This is a genomic window from Mesorhizobium sp. P2_F7 (assembly GCF_056403695.1).
In genome coordinates this window covers 1-16,660 of the sequence record NZ_JBFUFA010000002.1, presented here as the reverse complement: position 1 = coordinate 16,660, position 16,660 = coordinate 1, and the positions used below count along the sequence as shown (strand labels likewise).

Annotated in this window: 19 protein-coding genes; 6 read left to right on the top strand and 13 right to left on the bottom strand. The window is 64.1% G+C overall.

Annotated elements, in window-relative coordinates; genetic code table 11:
* Positions 1–117: 117 nt before the first annotated feature.
* The 3 genes from AC1DZ8_RS05315 to AC1DZ8_RS05305 all read right to left on the bottom strand — a co-directional run bounded on the left by AC1DZ8_RS05315 (position 118) and on the right by AC1DZ8_RS05305 (position 1,726).
* A complete protein-coding gene (locus AC1DZ8_RS05315) occupies positions 118–1,152 on the bottom strand; it encodes an aspartate-semialdehyde dehydrogenase (RefSeq protein WP_477308994.1) in 1,035 nt (344 codons plus the stop codon).
* A 106-nt stretch (positions 1,153–1,258) separates the two neighbouring features.
* Positions 1,259–1,384 (bottom strand): hypothetical protein, encoded by a 126-nt coding sequence (locus AC1DZ8_RS05310; RefSeq protein ID WP_477265864.1) that lies wholly within the window; start codon positions 1,382–1,384, stop codon positions 1,259–1,261.
* Positions 1,385–1,465: 81 nt separating this feature from the next.
* Positions 1,466–1,726 carry a hypothetical protein gene (locus AC1DZ8_RS05305; protein ID WP_477308996.1) on the bottom strand — a complete coding sequence of 87 codons (261 nt, stop codon included), beginning with the start codon at positions 1,724–1,726 and terminating at the stop codon, positions 1,466–1,468.
* Positions 1,727–1,906: 180 nt separating this feature from the next.
* On the opposite strand from AC1DZ8_RS05305, the gene AC1DZ8_RS05300 reads away from it, so the two are divergent.
* Entirely contained in the window at positions 1,907–3,748 is a 1,842-nt protein-coding gene (locus tag AC1DZ8_RS05300) for a DEAD/DEAH box helicase (RefSeq protein WP_477400426.1), read from the top strand.
* 310 nt (positions 3,749–4,058) lie between these two features.
* Positions 4,059–4,766: a DUF805 domain-containing protein gene (locus AC1DZ8_RS05295; RefSeq protein ID WP_477309000.1), complete on the top strand. Its 708-nt coding sequence runs from the start codon at positions 4,059–4,061 to the stop codon at positions 4,764–4,766.
* Here AC1DZ8_RS05295 and AC1DZ8_RS05290 read toward each other — a convergent pair.
* The 6 genes from AC1DZ8_RS05290 to leuD form a co-directional block, all read right to left on the bottom strand.
* Positions 4,763–5,275 carry an N-acetyltransferase family protein gene (locus AC1DZ8_RS05290; RefSeq protein WP_477309002.1) on the bottom strand — a complete coding sequence of 171 codons (513 nt, stop codon included), beginning with the start codon at positions 5,273–5,275 and terminating at the stop codon, positions 4,763–4,765. The genes AC1DZ8_RS05295 and AC1DZ8_RS05290 overlap by 4 nt on opposite strands.
* A complete protein-coding gene (leuB, locus tag AC1DZ8_RS05285) occupies positions 5,247–6,350 on the bottom strand; it encodes a 3-isopropylmalate dehydrogenase (protein ID WP_477309004.1) in 1,104 nt (367 codons plus the stop codon). Before leuB ends, AC1DZ8_RS05290 begins: the two co-directional genes overlap by 29 nt.
* 87 nt (positions 6,351–6,437) lie before the next feature.
* Positions 6,438–6,788, bottom strand: coding sequence for a VOC family protein (locus AC1DZ8_RS05280; protein ID WP_477309006.1), 351 nt, complete (start codon positions 6,786–6,788; stop codon positions 6,438–6,440).
* A gap of 13 nt (positions 6,789–6,801) precedes the next feature.
* A complete protein-coding gene (locus AC1DZ8_RS05275; RefSeq protein ID WP_477309008.1) occupies positions 6,802–7,185 on the bottom strand; it encodes a RidA family protein in 384 nt (127 codons plus the stop codon).
* Between the two features lie 322 nt (positions 7,186–7,507).
* On the bottom strand, positions 7,508–8,428 hold the full coding sequence (locus AC1DZ8_RS05270) for a hypothetical protein (RefSeq protein ID WP_477309010.1): 921 nt from the start codon (positions 8,426–8,428) through the stop codon (positions 7,508–7,510).
* A 65-nt stretch (positions 8,429–8,493) separates the two neighbouring features.
* On the bottom strand, positions 8,494–9,099 hold the full coding sequence (gene leuD / locus AC1DZ8_RS05265; RefSeq protein WP_477309012.1) for a 3-isopropylmalate dehydratase small subunit: 606 nt from the start codon (positions 9,097–9,099) through the stop codon (positions 8,494–8,496).
* Between the two features lie 167 nt (positions 9,100–9,266).
* On the opposite strand from leuD, the gene AC1DZ8_RS05260 reads away from it, so the two are divergent.
* The 4 genes from AC1DZ8_RS05260 (at position 9,267) to AC1DZ8_RS05245 (ending at position 11,073) form a co-directional block, all read left to right on the top strand.
* Positions 9,267–9,692: a GNAT family N-acetyltransferase gene (locus AC1DZ8_RS05260; protein WP_477309014.1), complete on the top strand. Its 426-nt coding sequence runs from the start codon at positions 9,267–9,269 to the stop codon at positions 9,690–9,692.
* An 87-nt stretch (positions 9,693–9,779) separates the two neighbouring features.
* The gene (locus AC1DZ8_RS05255; RefSeq protein ID WP_477309016.1) at positions 9,780–10,094 is read left to right on the top strand and encodes an ArsR/SmtB family transcription factor; all 315 of its coding nucleotides are present in this window, start codon (positions 9,780–9,782) and stop codon (positions 10,092–10,094) included.
* Positions 10,091–10,540 (top strand): SRPBCC family protein, encoded by a 450-nt coding sequence (locus AC1DZ8_RS05250; RefSeq protein WP_477309018.1) that lies wholly within the window; start codon positions 10,091–10,093, stop codon positions 10,538–10,540. Before AC1DZ8_RS05255 ends, AC1DZ8_RS05250 begins: the two co-directional genes overlap by 4 nt.
* 38 nt (positions 10,541–10,578) lie before the next feature.
* Entirely contained in the window at positions 10,579–11,073 is a 495-nt protein-coding gene (locus AC1DZ8_RS05245) for an SRPBCC family protein (protein WP_477309020.1), read from the top strand.
* A 168-nt stretch (positions 11,074–11,241) separates the two neighbouring features.
* Here AC1DZ8_RS05245 and AC1DZ8_RS05240 read toward each other — a convergent pair whose 3' ends face one another.
* The 4 genes from AC1DZ8_RS05240 to AC1DZ8_RS05225 form a co-directional block, all read right to left on the bottom strand.
* Positions 11,242–12,408: an NAD(P)/FAD-dependent oxidoreductase gene (locus tag AC1DZ8_RS05240; RefSeq protein ID WP_477309022.1), complete on the bottom strand. Its 1,167-nt coding sequence runs from the start codon at positions 12,406–12,408 to the stop codon at positions 11,242–11,244.
* A 74-nt stretch (positions 12,409–12,482) separates the two neighbouring features.
* Entirely contained in the window at positions 12,483–14,078 is a 1,596-nt protein-coding gene (locus AC1DZ8_RS05235) for an ATP-binding protein (RefSeq protein WP_477309024.1), read from the bottom strand.
* A complete protein-coding gene (locus tag AC1DZ8_RS05230; protein WP_477309026.1) occupies positions 14,066–14,761 on the bottom strand; it encodes a response regulator in 696 nt (231 codons plus the stop codon). The genes AC1DZ8_RS05235 and AC1DZ8_RS05230 overlap by 13 nt, the downstream gene beginning before the upstream one ends.
* A 4-nt stretch (positions 14,762–14,765) precedes the next feature.
* On the bottom strand, positions 14,766–16,295 hold the full coding sequence (locus tag AC1DZ8_RS05225; protein WP_477309028.1) for a DUF4153 domain-containing protein: 1,530 nt from the start codon (positions 16,293–16,295) through the stop codon (positions 14,766–14,768).
* Between the last annotated feature and the right edge of the window lie 365 nt (positions 16,296–16,660).

Below are 16,660 nucleotides of genomic sequence, written 5' to 3'. Positions count from 1 at the left end.
GGGAGAAGGAAGAAGCATCCCGGCCGAAGGCCGAGCCCGCGACTGCGGGCCGCCGGTCGTCCGGCGCCCCGCGGAGGGCCCGCCGCGGCAGCGGCGATACGGCCCGTGAGCGAAAAACTATGCCGCCTTCTTCTTCGGCTGGATCAGGCCGCGCTCGACCAGGAGCTCGGCGATCTGCACCGCGTTGAGCGCCGCGCCCTTGCGCAGATTGTCCGAGACGATCCACATCGACAGGCCGTTGTCGATGGTCGAGTCCTCGCGGATGCGCGAGATGAAGGTGGCGTCTTCACCGGCCGATTCCAGCGGCGTGATGTAGCCGCCGTCCTCGCGCTTGTCCAAGACCTGGCAGCCGGGAGCCTCACGCAGGATATCGCGCGCCTCCTCGGCGGTGATCGGCTTTTCGAACTCGATGTTGACCGCTTCCGAATGGCCGATGAACACCGGCACGCGCACGCAGGTCGCCGTCAGCTTGATCTTTGGGTCGAGCATCTTCTTGGTCTCGGCGACCATCTTCCACTCTTCCTTGGTGAAGCCGTCGTCGAGGAAGACGTCGATATGCGGAATGACGTTGAAGGCGATGCGCTTGGTGAACTTCTTGACGTCGACCTGGTCGGCGACGAACACCGCGCGCGTCTGCGTGAACAGCTCGTCCATGCCTTCCTTGCCGGCGCCCGACACCGACTGGTAGGTGGCGACGACGACGCGCTTGATGGTGGCGAAGTCGTGCAGCGGCTTCAGCGCCACGACCAGCTGTGCCGTCGAGCAGTTCGGGTTGGCGATGATGTTCTTGCGGGTGAACAGCGAGATCGCGTCCGGGTTCACTTCCGGCACGATCAGCGGGACATCCTGATCGTAGCGGAAGGCCGACGAATTATCGATGACGACGCAGCCCTGCTTGCCGATCTTCGGCGACCATTCCTTGGAGACGTTGCCGCCCGCCGACATGATGCAGATGTCGGTGTCGGAAAAGTCATACTGGTCGAGCGTCTTGACCTTCAGCGTGCGGTCGCCGAACGACACTTCGGTGCCCTGGCTGCGCCGCGAGGCCAGCGCCACCACTTCGCTCACCGGAAAGCCGCGCTCTTCCAGAATATTGAGCATTTCCCGGCCCACATTGCCCGTGGCGCCGACTACCGCAACCTTGAAACTCATAAAGATCTCCTGTCCCTCTCCGCCTGGTTTTTGGAGAAAACCCGCCGGCCAATGCGGGTTCCGTCCCCCGGGCCGGACCCGGGAGAGGGTGGTTAGGCCAAGGGAATCACACCGTTTTGGTGGTGGTTTTGGCCATGGTTTTGCTGGAACGGTAAGACGCGCCAACGCGCCCGGCCAGATGATTATGGCCGGGGAAGTCGAATGCAAGAAGAGCCATCAAAAGGCCGCGCATCGAAAATGATCCCGTTCGATGCCGGCTTTTACGCGGTTTGCGGCAGGAGTCAATTGCAGCGAGGCACTCGCCGGCAGCATCTCAGTTTGAAACTTGAGGCGACCGAACATGGCTCAACAGCGAAATCACATCCGGCTCCATCTCCAGCCTACGTGCAGTCGACAAGATGCTTGCCCAGGTATCTTGCGGGTTCTTGCCGGATGCAATCATGCCCGGAGCATTGTGAAACGTATCCGCAAGCCTGCGGGCCTTCTCCAGTTGATCGGTGGCGCGAATTTCGATGAGCACGATGTGCAACATCCTCAGGATCAGATCGTTGGTGACAGGCGGAATATCGGTCAATCGAAGTGGCTTTCTTTTGTGCGACCCGTGCGGTTTCCTGCTTCCGCTTGCCGTTGCCCTGTACATTGGCGACGGCAAGAAGTACGAACGGCCAAGATCGTTGGGCTTGTGGCGCTGATGGCGCTCGCCGACGGATGACCCATTGCCGGGCATACAGAATCCGAATTCCGAAAGAGTAACATGTCCAATTTCGAAGGTATCGTTCCTGCGCTGGCAGAGGCGCTGGAAAAACGTGGCTATGTCGAGCTGACGCCGGTGCAGAAGGCGGTGCTCGAGCTCGGCGAGGCTGATGCGCTGGTGTCGGCGCAGACCGGCTCCGGCAAGACCGTCGCCTTCGGCCTGGCTTTGGCGCCGACATTGCTTGAAGGCGCAGAGCGCTTTGGCCCGGCCGGTGTGCCGCTGGCGTTGGCCGTTGCGCCGACGCGCGAACTCGCCTTGCAGGTGATGCGTGAATTGCAGTGGCTCTACGCGCCGACCGGCGCAACCGTCGCGTCCTGCGTCGGCGGCATGGACATGCGCAGCGAAAGGCGCGTGCTGGAGCGTGGCGCCCATATCGTCGTCGGCACGCCTGGCCGGCTGCGCGACCACATCACCCGAAACTCGCTCGACATGTCGGCGCTTAGAGCCGTGGTGCTCGACGAGGCCGACGAGATGCTCGACCTAGGCTTTCGCGAGGACCTCGAATTCATCCTCGACGCCGCACCCGCCCAGCGCCGCACGCTGATGTTTTCGGCCACCGTGCCGCGCTCGATCGCCACGCTGGCGCAGGGCTATCAGCGCGACGCCGTGCGCATCTCGGCCGGAGGCGAGGAAAAGCAGCATCTCGACATCGAATACCGGGCGCTGAACGTCGCCTACCCCGACCGCGAGAACGCCATCATCAACGTGCTGCGCTTCTACGAGGCAAAGAATGCGCTGGTGTTCTGCAACACCCGCGCTGCCGTCAACCATCTCACGGCGCGCTTCAACAACCGTAACTTTTCGGTCGTGGCGCTGTCGGGCGAGCTCAGCCAGAACGAACGCACCCACGCGCTGCAGGCGATGCGCGACGGCCGCGCCAAGGTCTGCATCGCCACGGATGTCGCGGCGCGCGGCATCGACCTGCCCAATCTCGAACTGGTCATCCACGCCGACCTGCCGACCAATCCCGAAACGCTGCTCCACCGCAGCGGCCGCACCGGCCGCGCCGGGCGCAAGGGCGTCAGCGCGCTGATCGTGCCGAACGGCGCCCGCAAGCGCACCGAACGCTTGCTGCAGAATGCCGGGCTGAAGGCGACATGGGCGAGCCCGCCCTCGGCCGACGACGTCATCAAGCGCGACGACGAGCGCATCCTTGCCGATCCGGCCTTCGACGAGCCGGTGGCCGATGACGAGCGCGGCTTCATCGATGCGCTTCTTGCCAAACATGGCGCCGAACAGGTGGCGGCCGCTTTCGTGCGCCAGTGCCGCGCCAGCCGCTCGGCGCCCGAGGAGCTTACGGAGGTCGCAGCCTTCACGCCTTCGCGTGACAGACCGGCGGGCGAAAAGTTCGAACGCCGGGATGAGGCGCCCAGCCGGCGCGACGATTTCGGCGACAGCGTCTGGTTCTCGCTGTCGATCGGACGCCGGCAGAACGCCGAGCCGCGCTGGCTGATCCCGATGCTGTGCCGCACCGGCAACATCTCCAAGCGCGAGATCGGCGCCATCAAGATGCAGCAGGAAGAAACTTACGTTCAGATCGCAGCCGACTGGGCCGACCGCTTCCTCGCCGCCATCGGCCCCGACAAGAAATTGCAGGGCAACATCGTGGTGAAGCGCCTGGAAGGCACGCCCGATTTGTCGCGCGCCGGCTACCAGGCGCCCAAGCCTGACAAGAAGCCGCATCGCGGCAAGCGCCCGTTCGAGGCGCCGCAAAGCGCCCACAAGCCGAAATTCGAGAAGCGGGAACGGCCGGCAGGTGATGCAAAGCCGTGGGCCGGGAAGCCGAAATTCGACAAGGCTGGACCACCGAAGACCAAGAAGCCGAAGAAGCGGCCGGAGTAGAATTTTGGGAACGCTGGAGGGACAGCACCCCCCTCTGGCCTGCCGGCCATCTCCCCCGCAAGGAGGGAGATCGGCAGCTTCTGCCTCAGCGCCCTCTCTTCAACGTTGGAGATTAGCGAAGGCATTCGCGACATCTAATCTCCCCCCTTGCGGGGGAGATGTCCGGCAGGACAGAGGGGGGTGTGAAGGAACTCGACGGCGGGCGCTTGGTCTAGATCGTTGCGCCCTTGGGCCACGAAGGCATTTCGCCCATCCCCCTTGCGAACCTCTGTAACTTTGAACAGTCTACGCCAACACGGGGGTGAGGCGGATGCAGGGCGAAGTTCTTCACTATGACGAGGCCCAGGGTTTTGGGTTCATCACCGGGGCGGACGGCAACCGCTACACGTTTGCGCGCGAGGATCTGCGCCGCGGTGCGGTGATTGCCAAGGGCGCCGTGGTCGAGTTCGTGCCTGCAAGCGGTCAGGCGCGCGACGTTTTTTCGATCCGCGCCCAGGCCGCCGGTCCGGCGACCGCAGCTCCCGCTGCAAGCGCCACGTCGCCCAAACCCGCCGCCGCTTCGGCCGCGCCACAGCATTTCGGCCGCCTGGCCGAGGACGGCGCGGTTCACGACAGCGGACTGCCGGGTTATTTCTGGCGAGGGGTGACGCGCAACTACATCAACTTCGCCGAGCGCGCCCGCCGCAAGGAATTCTGGGCCTACTGCCTGTTCTGGACCGTCAGCTTCATCCTGGTTGGCCTTGTCGGCGCCCTCGCCGACCAGACGATCGGCAATTTCAACGACGGCAACGGGCCGATCGTGACCGTCGGCGTCTGGGGCCTGTTTGTGCTGGCGACGTTCCTGCCCTGGCTGGGGCTCATCGTGCGCCGGCTGCACGATATCGGCCTCACCGGCTGGCTGGTCCTGCTGATTCTCGTGCCAACCTTTGGCACGCTGGCCATCATCGTGTTCGGACTGATCCCGACCCAGGGCCATGAAAACCAGTGGGGGCCTGTGCCGCAGGGTGTCAGGGTTTAGAGCGTTCTTGTTAGCGCCTCGGCCGACAGCCGGAGAAACACCTTCTGCCCGTGCCGCTCGGCGCCGAGCCGGTCGTAGAAACGCAAGGCGCCTTCGTTCCAGTCCTCGGTGGTGAGATCGATGCGGCCGATGCCTTCCCTGAGGCAATGGCCGGCGAGAAAGCCGAGCAGTGCCCGGCCGGCGCCGGCATTGCGGGCATCCTCGCGCACGAACAAATCTTTCAGGAACATCAGCCGCTCGAGATCGATGCCGGGATGCGCGATCGCCACCGAGGCGAGGCCCGCTACCGCGCCGTCGGCGAAGGCCAGCGCGAAATGCGGATAGGCCGGGCTTTCATCGCCAAGCCACTTTCGCGCGGTGGCCGCCGCGCGGCCATGATCGAGCGGCGCCTGCCGGTAGTGCGCCGCCATCTCGCAAAGCACAGTGGCAAGCGCTTCGGCGTCGTCGGTCGTCGCCCAGCGGACGTCGACCGCCACCGGATCAGCCAAGGAACTTGGCGATGATGGCATCGCCCATCTCGACCGTGCCCACCTCGGTCATGCCTTCGGACAGAATGTCCTTGGTGCGCAGCCCGTCGTCGAGCACGGCGGCGATTGCGCCTTCGAGCTTGTCGGCCTCGGCAACCATGCCGAAGGAATAGCGCAGGCACATGGCAAAGGACGCGATCATGGCGATCGGGTTGGCGATGCCCTGGCCGGCAATGTCGGGCGCCGAGCCATGCACCGGCTCGTAAAGCGCCTTGCGCTTCTTGGTCTTCACATCGGGTGCGCCGAGCGAGGCCGACGGCAGCATGCCGATCGAGCCCGTCAGCATGGCGGCGATGTCGGACAGCATGTCGCCGAACAGATTGTCGGTGACGATGACGTCGAACTGCTTTGGCCAGCGCACCAGTTGCATGCCGCCGGCATCGGCCAGCATATGGTCAAGCTTGACGTCGGCATAGCGCGCCTTCTGGGTCTGGGTGACGACCTCGTTCCACAGCACGCCCGACTTCATGACGTTGCGCTTTTCCATCGACGTGACATGGTTCTTGCGGGTCCGCGCCAGTTCGAAGGCGACACCCGAAATGCGCTCGATCTCGAACGTGTCGTAGACCTGCGTGTCGATGCCGCGCTTCTGGCCATTGCCGAGATCGATGATCTGCTTCGGCTCACCGAAATAGACGCCGCCGGTCAGTTCGCGCACGATCAGGATGTCGAGGCCTTCGACCACTTCCTGCTTGAGCGAAGACGAAGCGGCGAGCGCCGGATAGCAGATGGCCGGACGCAGATTGGCGAACAGCTCCATATCCTTGCGCAGCCGGAGCAAACCAGCCTCGGGGCGCACCTCGTAAGGCACCTTGTCCCATTTCGGCCCGCCGACGGCGCCGAACAGCACGGCGTCCGCCGCCATCGCCTTTGCCATGTCGGCATCGGAAATGGCCGCGCCATGCGCGTCGTAAGCACAACCGCCGACCAGCCCCTCATCGGTGGCAAAACCGCTGCCGAGCTTGGCGTTCATGGCCGCGATCAGTTTCTTCACCTCGGCCATCGCCTCGGGGCCGATACCGTCGCCGGCGAGCAGGAGAAGATTTTTCGAAGCCATCAGAACCGTCCCGATACTGTTTGGAGAAACCGCGGCCTTGCTAAACGCCAAGCGGGCCGCATGCAAGCCTGCGGTTGGCACGCGCAATCACCGATGCGAGAGAATATTGACCAATCGGCCGAACGGATCGCGCACATAGAAGCGGCGCACGCCCCAGGGCTCGTCGGCCGGACCGTATTCTATGGCGAAGCCAGCGGCCTTCATGGCGTCGAGCGCCGCATCGACATCGTCGACATCGATCGACAGGTCCGGCACCGGCGTGCCCGAGCCGCCTTGCCCCATGAAGCTGATCTGCACCTGCATCTGTTCGTCCGAACCGCAGCTGACGATCCAGCCCTGGTCCATCAGCACATCGAGGCCAAGCACGTCCTGGTAGAAGCGTTTCGCCGCCGCCGCGTCCTGTGTCCCGATATTGGCGACGATGCGCCGGACCGTCATGGCTTTGGCCTCCTCACGCCGTGCGCCGCAGCGCGGTGACCTCGATCTCGATCTTCATCTCGGGCTTGTTGAGCTGGCACACGATCATTGTTGCCGCCGGGCGGATGTCACCGAATGCCTCGCCGAGGATCGGGAAGACGACATCAACGAAGGCCTGGTCGGTGATGTAATAATGCGCCCGCACCACATCGGCCATGTCGAAGCCGCCGTCCTGCAGCGCCTTGGCGATGGTGGCCAGGCAATTGCGCGTCTGCGCCTCGACCGTCTCCGGCATGGTCATGGTCGCATAGTCGTAGCCGGTGGTCCCCGACACAAAACACCAGTCGCCTTGCACCACCGCGCGCGAATAGCCGGCGGTCTTTTCGAAGGGTGATCCGGTGGAGATGAGTTGGCGCATGGGGCCTCGCTGTGCTTGTCGGGATTTTGCAGGGAAAGAGCCGGGCGGGCCATAGGCCAACTCGGATGGAGTGGCGGTGCAATCTTTGATGTTGGCGGGACAGCACCCCCCTCTGGCCTGCCGGCCATCTCCCCCGCAAGGAGGGAGATTGGCAGCGTCTGCGCCGCGCCCATTCTTGCGACGTGGACAATTGGCGAAGGCAGTGATGACCGCTGATCTCCCCCCTTGCGGGGGAGATGCCCCGGCAGGGCAGAGGGGGGTGTGATGGATCGCGACGGAACAGGCATGAACACCGGGTGGTCGCCACGCCGCCGCGAAAACCCTAGTTCCCCTGCGCCTTATCCATCGCCTTCTTGATATCCGCCGGCCAGGTCTTCACGTCCGGCCAGACCTGCGGCTGGCCATCGTCGCCGCGGCGGGCGAAATAGAGCGTGTGCTTGGCCGGGTCGACCGCCATGAAGCCGTCATTGCCGCCGCAGTCATGCGGCACGCAGCCGGTGGCGTAGAAGGCGCCGGACGCCGTCTTTTCCGTGCCGCCGCCGACCAAAAGGCTGGTCGCCATGTCGGGCATGGTGTCGCCGAGCAGCGTCTGCGCCGCCTTGTAGACGGCCTCATTGTGGAAGGCGTCGATGATGTTCTGGTATTTGGACGGATCGATGTCCTTCCAGTCGGTGCCGGGCTCGGGCGCGTAGGTCAGGTCGCCTGAAATCGTCAGCCCTTCGGTGGGCGACCATTGCAGCGCCTGCTGCGAAGCGCCCGGCAACAGATAGGGCACGAAATAGATGGCATTGTCGGCCACCGCCGCCGGCGGCGCGCCGCATTCGTCCTGCTCGACGGTAAGGCTCTGGATCTCGCCGCCTTCCGGCTTCCAGACGATGACCGTGGCCGGGCCGCACTGGTTGCCGCCATCGCCGACATTGACCAGCGCCACGTTGACGCCGCCGACCTTGACCACCTTGTCGAAGAACACGTCGTAATTGCTGGCCAACTGCTTGCCGTCATAGGCCAGCACCTTCTCGCCATCCTGCTCCGGCTGGGTGATGGTCAGCTGTCCACCCTCGAAGGGGATCGGTCCCTGGCTGTCATCGTCGGCCAGGGCCGCATTGCTCGACGCGCCCGGATCGGCCCCGCCGGACCGATCTTCCGCCGGCACCAGCACCTTGTCGGTCTGTGCATACGCGCCGGCCACCGGCATCAGCATCCACGCGAGCGCGCAGGCCCCGGCAAGAAGCAAACGTGCCATGACTGTCCCTCCGTTCAGCCGTCACGAACCCGGCCGGCAGCGGCCGGGCTATCCGTCCAGATCGTTCAGGCCCAGGGGCGCTCAGCGGCGTTCTTCTTCTCGAACGAGGCGATGGCGCCGGCCTTTTCCATGGTCAGGCCGATATCGTCGAGGCCGTTGAGCAGGCAGTGGCGCTTGAAGTCGTCGAGGTCGAACTTGACCACGCCGCCGTCCGGCCCCCGGATTTCCTTGGCTTCGAGGTCGACCGACACCGTCGCGTTGGAGCCGCGCGAGGCGTCGTCCATCAGCTTGTCCAGATCTTCCGGGCTGACGGTGATCGGCAAAATGCCGTTCTTGAAGCAATTGTTGTAGAAAATGTCGGCGAACGAGGTCGAGATGACGCAGCGAATGCCGAAATCGAGCAGCGCCCAAGGTGCGTGCTCACGGCTCGAACCGCAGCCGAAATTATCGCCGGCGACCAGGATCTGCGCCTTGCGGTAGGCCGGCTTGTTGAGCACGAAATCCGGGTTTTCCGAACCGTCATCCTTGTAGCGCATTTCGGCGAACAGCCCGCTGCCGAGCCCGGTGCGCTTGATCGTCTTGAGATAATCCTTGGGGATGATCATGTCGGTGTCGACATTGACGATCGGCATCGGAGCGGCGACGCCGGTGAGCTTGGTGAATTTGTCCATGGCTTTTGCCCGTATTTCGTTGCGGGAGATTGCTGAGGCACCGTTTACACAAAGCCGGAGGCAAATAAAAGGCAACTGTTTGTGCGTGCCCTTGGTCCATGTGAGGCCGGCACCTGTCGGGCAAAAACAGCTTCGAAATCGTGGGCCGCTGGTGCACTCTGGCTGACATGAGCGAGAATTCTCACGTCCTTTATGCCCGCGAGCCGGAACTCGGCATTGCTGAGTTTCGCCGCGTTCTGGTGGAATCCGGGCTCGGCGACACGCGCCCTGTCGAAGACGATGCCCGGCTGCTGGCGATGCTTTCCGGCGCCAACCTGGTGCTGACGGCGCGCCTCAATGTCGAAGGCCGACCACTGATTGGCGTTATCAGGGCCATCACCGACTTTTCCTGGGTATGCTACATTTCAGAGCTCGCCGTATCCCAATCGGCGCAAGGGCTTGGCATCGGCAAAGGCCTGATGGACGCCGCGCGGCGCGAGCTCGGCCCTTCCGTCGCCATCAGCCTGATCTCAATGCCCGATGCCGTCGGCTTCTACGAGCGCATCGGCATGAAGCGCATGGCCGATGCCTTCTGGTTCTCCCGCAAGCGCTGACGCAAGCCAGACCAAACGAGGTGGTCGCTTCGCTGTGACATCATCTCTTGACATGCAACCATTTGGTTGCATATTAAACAGATGAGCATGGATGCCGTCTTTCGCGCCCTCGCCGACCCGACACGCCGGCACTTGCTGGATAGCCTCCATCACAGGAACGGGCAGACGCTGAACGCGCTGTGCGAACGGACGGATATGACACGCCAGGCCGTGACCAAGCATCTGGCGATCCTGGAAGAGGCGAACCTCATCACCACCGTCCGCAACGGACGTGAAAAGGAGCATTACCTGAATCCCGTTCCCATCAACGAAATCGCCGAACGCTGGATCGGCAAATTCGAACGAGGACGGCTAACCGCCCTCAGCGACTTGAAGAAGCGCCTTGAAAGGGAAGAGCCATGAGCAATGCCTTCGTCTATGTCACCTATATCCGCACCACGCCCGAGAAGCTCTGGGAGGCGCTGACCGAGCCGGAATTCCACCAGCGGTATTTCCTCGGCGCCCAGATGCAGAGCGACTGGAAGAAAGGTTCGGCGTGGAAGATGGCCTATCCCGACGGCCGCGTCACCGACAGCGGCGAGATCGTCGATGTCGACCCGCCAAGGCGCCTGGTCATCAAATGGCGCAACGAGTTCATGCCGGACGTGAAGGCCGATGGCTACACGCATTGCACCTTCGTCATCGAACAGGAGGGCGACATGATGAAGCTCGCCGTCACCCATGCTGCGGACGGTCCGCACCGTCTTCTGGAACATGTCGGCAATGGCTGGCCGCTGGTGCTGTCGAGCCTGAAGAGCCTGCTCGAAACCGGCAAGGGTCTGTCGCGACCGGCATCAAAGGCGGCTTGACTCGTTTCGATAACGAAACAATCCCTTGAGAGGTTGCCATGATGCACGATCCAGTGGTGGCGCAGAGCATGACCAATGGCGAGACCATCATGGCAAGCGCCGAGATCGCCGCGCCACCGGAGCGCGTCTTCCACGCGCTGATTACGGACGAAGTCGAGCGCTGGTGGGGCTCAGCCGGCACCTACCGGATGAAGTATTGGTCGGCCGACCTGCGCGTAGGCGGTCGTTGGGGCGGCGTTATCTGCACCACCGATGGCAGGCACCTGCCTGCCGGCGGCGAATTCCTCGACATCGAGACGCCGCGCCGGATCGTGCAGACGCGCACCTATGGCTGGGACCATCCCGCCCTTGGCCGGCGGCAAACGACGGTTGCCTACCTGCTGGAGCCGATAGCCGGAGGCACACGCCTCACCATCTGCCATGGCGGCTTTGGCGGGCTGGGCGACGCCGCGGCCGAACATGCCGAGGACTGGGGACGAGTGCTGGGATGGCTGCGGGCGTATGTCGAGGGTGGAAAACTGGCGGCGGCTTAGAGGCTCGCCTTCCCTTCTCCCCTTGTGGGAGAAGGTGGATCGGCGCGCAGCGCCGAGACGGATGAGGGGTGTTCCAGCGGAGTGAGACGTTGGCGTTCCCTGGAACACTCCTCATCCGTCGCCTTCGGCGACACCTTCTCCCACAGGGGGAGAAGGAAAAAGAGGCACTCAAATCACATTCAATTCCCGAAACGCCCTACCCTCGGCGACCCGCTCGTACCCAAACGCCGAGCAGTCAATCGTCCTGTAGCCGCCATGCACCAAAAGCTCGGCCAGCGCCTTGCCGACCGCCGGCGCCTGCTGCAGGCCGTGGCCTGAAAATCCGTTGGCGAAGATGAAATTGCCGACTTCCGGGTGCGGCCCGATCACCGCGTTCTGGTCGAGCGTGTTGTAGTCGTAGTGGCCGGCCCAGGCGCGTGTCGCCTTGATCGCCTCGAAGGCGGGGATGCGGGTCGCCAGTGTCGGCCAGATCACTTCTTCGAACAACGGCCAGTCGACATCGAAATCGGCTGGATCAGCAGGACCGTCGCCCTCTTCCGGCTCGGCGCCGCCGGTGAGATAGACCGAGCCTTCCGGCCGGACATAGATGCCGGAGGGATCGACCAGCAGCGGCATATCGGCATATTTTTCGCGCGCCTCGAAGACGAAGACGTTGCGCTTGCGCGGTTCCACCGGCAGGACCAGCCCCGCCATGCCGGCGACCTTGCCGGCGTTTGGACCGGCAGCGTTCACGACGGTGCCGGCCTCGAGTTTTTCGCCATTGTCGAGGGTCACGCCGATGACGCGGCCACTCTGCCGCTCAATGCCGGTAACATCGGCGGCGATGAAATCGACTTGTCTGTCACGCAGCGCCTTGCGGAACAGGGTCAGCATGGCATGGGCGTCGAACCAGCCCTCGCCGCTACGGCCAAAGGCGCCGGCGCTGATGCCTTCCGTCGACAGCCAGGAAAAGCGCTTTGCCAGCTGGTCGGCATCCTCGAGCAGAATGTCGGCGCCCTCGGCGACCTGCGCCTCGTGGTTGGCTTTCAGGATCGGCAGCCCCGCCTCTCCGGCCAGGATCAGATAGCCGCCCTCGCGAAAGCCGATATCGGCGTCAGCGCCAAAGGTCTCCTTCAGCCGCCGGAACAGTTTGAGCGTGAACTGCGACAGGCGGATGTTTTCCGGGATCGAGAATTGCTGGCGGATCGAGGCCATGGACAGCGTCGTCGCCGCATGCGCGAATTGCGGATCGCGCTCGATCAGCGCGATGGAGCCGGAAAAGCCTTCCTCGCGCAGATAGTAAGCGACCGAGGAGCCGACGATGGCTCCGCCGATGATGACGATGTCGTAGCGCACTTTTTTGCCTCTCGCATTCCAGAGCATGATCCCGAAAAGTGGGAACCGGTTTTCGGATGCAGGTCATGCTCCAATCAAACAACCGGCAAGGAAATCTCGAAGCGCGTGCCGCGCCCGGAGTCAACCAGCGCGATCGTACCATCATGCGCTTTCAGGAGGGCCAGCACGATGCCGAGGCCCATGCCGGTGCCGCCGGACTCGCGCCGGGTGGTGAAGAATGGCTCGAAAATGCGGGCCCTGTTGCTCGGCGAAATGCCGGCGCCGTCGTCGCTGACCGTGATGGTGACCTTGTCCTCGGCGGCGGTTGCCGACAGCAGAACCTGCGTCGCGCCATGCCTGGCCGAATTGTCGATCAGATTGGCAAGCACGATCGCCGCATTCTCGGCCGATATGCGCAAGCCCAGGGCACCACCCGCCGCGATACTGACCGCCAGTCTGCCATCCACCGGCAACAGTGCCAGCGCTGCATCGAGCGTTGTGCTCTCGCCGCTCGGCGCCAGGTTTTCGGCGCGCGCCAGGTCGAGCAGGCGCCGCACCAGCAGATTGAGCCTCCCGGCATCGGTGACGATGTTGCCGGAAAACCGCTTGCGCTCGGCCGCATCCATCGCTTCGCCGGAATCGCGCAACAGCTCGGCGGCGCCCTGGATCGCCGTCAGCGGCGATTTGAGCTCATGCGAGACGTGGGTGGCAAAGGTCTGGATGCTGTCGGAACGCGCCTGCAGTTTCTCGGCCATGTCGAGAAAGGCGGCCGACAGTTCGGCCATTTCGCGCGTGCCGTGATGATCAAGCGGCCGGATCGCATCGCGGTCGCCGGCGGCGATGCGCCTGGTGCGCTCCATCAGCGCGTAGATCGGCCGGCTGACGGTGCGCAGGAACACCATCGCGATCAGCAGCGTGCCGCAAAGCATGGCGATGGCCGCCAGCGTCACCTTGCCGCGTTCGCCATAGAGATGTTTGATGATGTTGTTTGGCGTTCGCGACAGATAGATCACGCCGGCCACCCGGCCGTCGACCGCGATCGGCATGGCGACAAAGACGCGGACTTTGGTGCCGCGGCTGACCGAATAGAGCGGCGGCGGCGGCTGATCAGGAATTCTTTGTCTCAACGCGCTGGCGTAGTGGCCGGACAATGCTGTCCGCACCTCCTCGACACCGCCGAGCGACAGGCCGACCTCATCGCGCCCGGCAATGACGACGCCCTTGGGATCGAGCAGCCGGAAGCCGGCCAGCGTGGTCTTTTGCGTCGTGTCGAGAATGCCCGACAGCCGCGCGCCGATCGCCGCAAAGACCGGATCGGTGGCGGCAGCGATGCCGGCGGGCCGGGTTGGCAGCAGGTAATCGGAGGCGAGGTCGAGGCTCGGCTCGATCGGCTGGTAGGGTGAGTCGTCGCCACGGCGGGCATCGTCGCTCTCTACCTCAACCGGCGCGCCGAGCTTGTCCGGGGCAATGCCGGCATCGCCGATATCCTGCGCATAAATGGCGGCGATGACGGCGCCTTGCGCGATCAGCTCGCCCTCGGTCTGGCGGATCAGCTGGTTTTCATAAAGCCGGAAGAAAAACAGGCCGACCAGCGGCAGCGCCAGCACCATGATGAGGATGGCGAGAACCACCGTGGCCAGCCTTGGCCGCCATTTGGTTCCGATCCATTTGCGGTCGCTCAGGCTCCGCATCGGCCAAGCCGGAAGCCGACCCCATGCATAGTTTCGATGGCGTCGTGGCAGCCCGCTACCGCCAGCTTGGCGCGGATGTTGCGGATATGGCTGTCGACGGTGCGGTCGGCGACATGGATGTTGGCGGCATAGGCGCTGGCCACCACCAAATCGCGGCCCAGCACATGCGCTGGCCGCGCCAGAAATCCTCTGAGGATCGAGAATTCGATGGCCGTCAGTGCCAGCGCCTTGCCGTCGAAACTGGCGCCGTGGCTGGCCGGTGTCAGGCTGAGCTTGCCATGCGCGAAGGCCCTGTCGTCGGCCGGGTCGGGCGCCACTGGGCGGGCGCGGCGCAAAATGACGTTGACGCGCGCCACCAGTTCGCGTGGGCTGAACGGTTTCGTCACATAGTCGTCGCCGCCCATTTCGAGCCCGAGGATGCGGTCGATCTCCTCGTCACGCGCCGACAGGAACAGCACCGGCACGTCGGAGCGTTGCCTGAGCCGCCGGCAGACCTCCAGCCCGTCCATCTCCGGCATGCCGATGTCGAGCACGACGAGGTCCGGCTCGCGCCGCTCGATGGCCTGCAGGGCGGCCGCGCCATCAGACACGGCTTGCGTCTTCATCCCTGCCTTTTCCAGCGCAAAGCAGATGATCTCGCGGATGTGCGGATCGTCGTCGGCGACCAGGATCTGATGCGGCATGGGTCTAGCGGTCCGGCATGGAAGGCTGGGAGGGTTGCAAAGGTTGCTGTGCCGGAGGAAGCACGAGCGGACCTCTTTTGTCGAGAATTTTGGCCAGACGCCAGCCGCGAAAGCTCCAGGCGCGCCACTTCTTCTGTTCGGCGATATAGTCGTCGATCATTACCTGGTCGACCAGATAGGTGGTTTGGTTTCCGAATTTATGCATGTAGTAGCGGTCCAGCGCCGGCATGGCGGCAGCGCCGAACGAGCGCAGGTACTGGGCATCGAGCGGGGTGCCGGAGCCGGACATTTCAAGAGAGTGGTCGACATTGAAGTTGGCGATGGTTGCGGCGAAGTTGACAAAGCAGCAGGCATAAAGCGTCGCCGATAACGTCAGAAGATTGGCCGAAAACAGCCACTCGTTGGATTTTCGAAGCGCGATGCGGGCGATGATCAGGGCCAGCCCTGCCGCCACCAGTCCCATCCAGACAAAAGCGGCGATGCGCCAGTAGGTCAGCGCATAGATGCCGATATAGAGGTCGAGCCGCAGGATCGACGAGATCACCAGCACGATGTTCTGCGCCACCCAGGCATAGACCAGCCGGCGGATCAGCGGATCGCCTGAGGTTTCGCTGCCCGGCCGCAGCGCCGCCAGCACGAAGCCGGCGGCCAGCAGCGCGGTGACGATCAGCGGATAGGCGCCGCGATGCGCATAGGCGGCGTAGCTCAAGCCGTCGGGCAGGTCGACACCGCCCCAGAGATAGGCGGCGTCGAGCCCGGTCTGCAGCGCAAACAAGGCGTTGAAGACGATCAAAGCGCGCAAGATGGCTCCCTTGCCGAAGAAGATATCCTCGACGACATGCCGCTCCGGTTTGGCCGCCGGCTGGGCACCGGCAAGCCTTGGCCGCGGAATACGGCGCGGAAAGCGCGGCAGACGTGGCCGCAGCAAGGCCCAAACGCCGGCGAGCACGATCAGCCAGAAGGCAATCCGCGCCAGCTGGATGAGATCGATGAGCTTCATCAGGTCGATCAGCGACAGCCAGTAATCGATGACCGGATTGGCGGCGCCGAACAGCGTGAGGAAGACGGCGCCCAGTGTCAGCGGCATGACCCAGACCGCGATGGACGCAAACCGGATCCGGCGCCGGCCGAACCGCCGCGCCGTCTTGCGCCAGCGAATGAAGTCGCTAGCGAATCGCAGCGGCACTGCCAGGAGAAACAATGCGATCTGACCGGCAATGCGGGCAACGCTGCGGCGTAGCCGACCGGCCAGCGACAGCGCAAACACCACCATGGCAATGAGCGCGACCGAGACCGACAGCGGGCTGACATTTTCGGCCAGCGGCAGCAGCGCGACGAACAGGGCGGCCGGCCTGAGCCACGGCATCGGGGAATTGAGGGCAGCGGGATGCACGGCGACGACCGCGCCGGCCGTCACGATGGCGAACAAAAGGACGGTGATGCCGGCCGGCTGGTCGTAGAAGAAAAAATCCGCCAGCGCGACGAGCAGGACGGCGCTGCCGAAGCGGCTGCAAAAGCTGACGAACGATGTCATGCGCGGACTTTCCTGATGATCCGGCCGACCGGCGGATGCCTGGGGATAAAAGGGAGCAGGCTTGCCTCCGAGCGATGGTGGGCCTCGGGCCGCGGCGGATCGACCAGCCACCAGCTTTCGCTGCGCAGCCGATAAGGTAAGGACCAACGGTGAGTGCTTCGCTGTTGCATGCCGCCCTTGTGGTGGGCCTGCATGGATACGGCAGGGCGCAGCGGAGGAGGTTTTCCGCAGAGATGTGCAGTTTTCGTGCAGGACCTGCGCTTCGAGGCTGGGGCGCTCCCCTAGCTAGGCTCCTTTCCTCTCCCTCCGGAGGGGGGAGAGGTGGCTCGGCGAAGCCGAGACGGAGTGGGGGAACCACCTGGCAA

Bases quoted from the DNA above. Each gene is read 5' to 3' on its own strand.
- AC1DZ8_RS05225 (WP_477309028.1), bottom strand. From the start codon at position 16,295: ATGACATCGTTCGTCAGCTTTTGCAGCCGCTTCGGCAGCGCCGTCCTG.
- AC1DZ8_RS05315 (WP_477308994.1), bottom strand. From the start codon at position 1,152: ATGAGTTTCAAGGTTGCGGTAGTCGGCGCCACGGGCAATGTGGGCCGG.
- AC1DZ8_RS05230 (WP_477309026.1), bottom strand. From the start codon at position 14,761: ATGCCGCATCAGATCCTGGTCGCCGACGACGATCCGCACATCCGCGAG.
- AC1DZ8_RS05300 (WP_477400426.1), top strand. From the start codon at position 1,907: ATGTCCAATTTCGAAGGTATCGTTCCTGCGCTGGCAGAGGCGCTGGAA.
- AC1DZ8_RS05270 (WP_477309010.1), bottom strand. From the start codon at position 8,428: ATGGCACGTTTGCTTCTTGCCGGGGCCTGCGCGCTCGCGTGGATGCTG.
- AC1DZ8_RS05245 (WP_477309020.1), top strand. From the start codon at position 10,579: ATGATGCACGATCCAGTGGTGGCGCAGAGCATGACCAATGGCGAGACC.
- AC1DZ8_RS05290 (WP_477309002.1), bottom strand. From the start codon at position 5,275: ATGCCATCATCGCCAAGTTCCTTGGCTGATCCGGTGGCGGTCGACGTC.
- AC1DZ8_RS05260 (WP_477309014.1), top strand. From the start codon at position 9,267: ATGAGCGAGAATTCTCACGTCCTTTATGCCCGCGAGCCGGAACTCGGC.
- AC1DZ8_RS05310 (WP_477265864.1), bottom strand. From the start codon at position 1,384: ATGCGCGGCCTTTTGATGGCTCTTCTTGCATTCGACTTCCCCGGCCAT.
- AC1DZ8_RS05250 (WP_477309018.1), top strand. From the start codon at position 10,091: ATGAGCAATGCCTTCGTCTATGTCACCTATATCCGCACCACGCCCGAG.
- leuB (WP_477309004.1), bottom strand. From the start codon at position 6,350: ATGGCTTCGAAAAATCTTCTCCTGCTCGCCGGCGACGGTATCGGCCCC.
- AC1DZ8_RS05235 (WP_477309024.1), bottom strand. From the start codon at position 14,078: ATGCGGAGCCTGAGCGACCGCAAATGGATCGGAACCAAATGGCGGCCA.
- AC1DZ8_RS05255 (WP_477309016.1), top strand. From the start codon at position 9,780: ATGGATGCCGTCTTTCGCGCCCTCGCCGACCCGACACGCCGGCACTTG.
- AC1DZ8_RS05280 (WP_477309006.1), bottom strand. From the start codon at position 6,788: ATGACGGTCCGGCGCATCGTCGCCAATATCGGGACACAGGACGCGGCG.
- leuD (WP_477309012.1), bottom strand. From the start codon at position 9,099: ATGGACAAATTCACCAAGCTCACCGGCGTCGCCGCTCCGATGCCGATC.
- AC1DZ8_RS05295 (WP_477309000.1), top strand. From the start codon at position 4,059: ATGCAGGGCGAAGTTCTTCACTATGACGAGGCCCAGGGTTTTGGGTTC.
- AC1DZ8_RS05275 (WP_477309008.1), bottom strand. From the start codon at position 7,185: ATGCGCCAACTCATCTCCACCGGATCACCCTTCGAAAAGACCGCCGGC.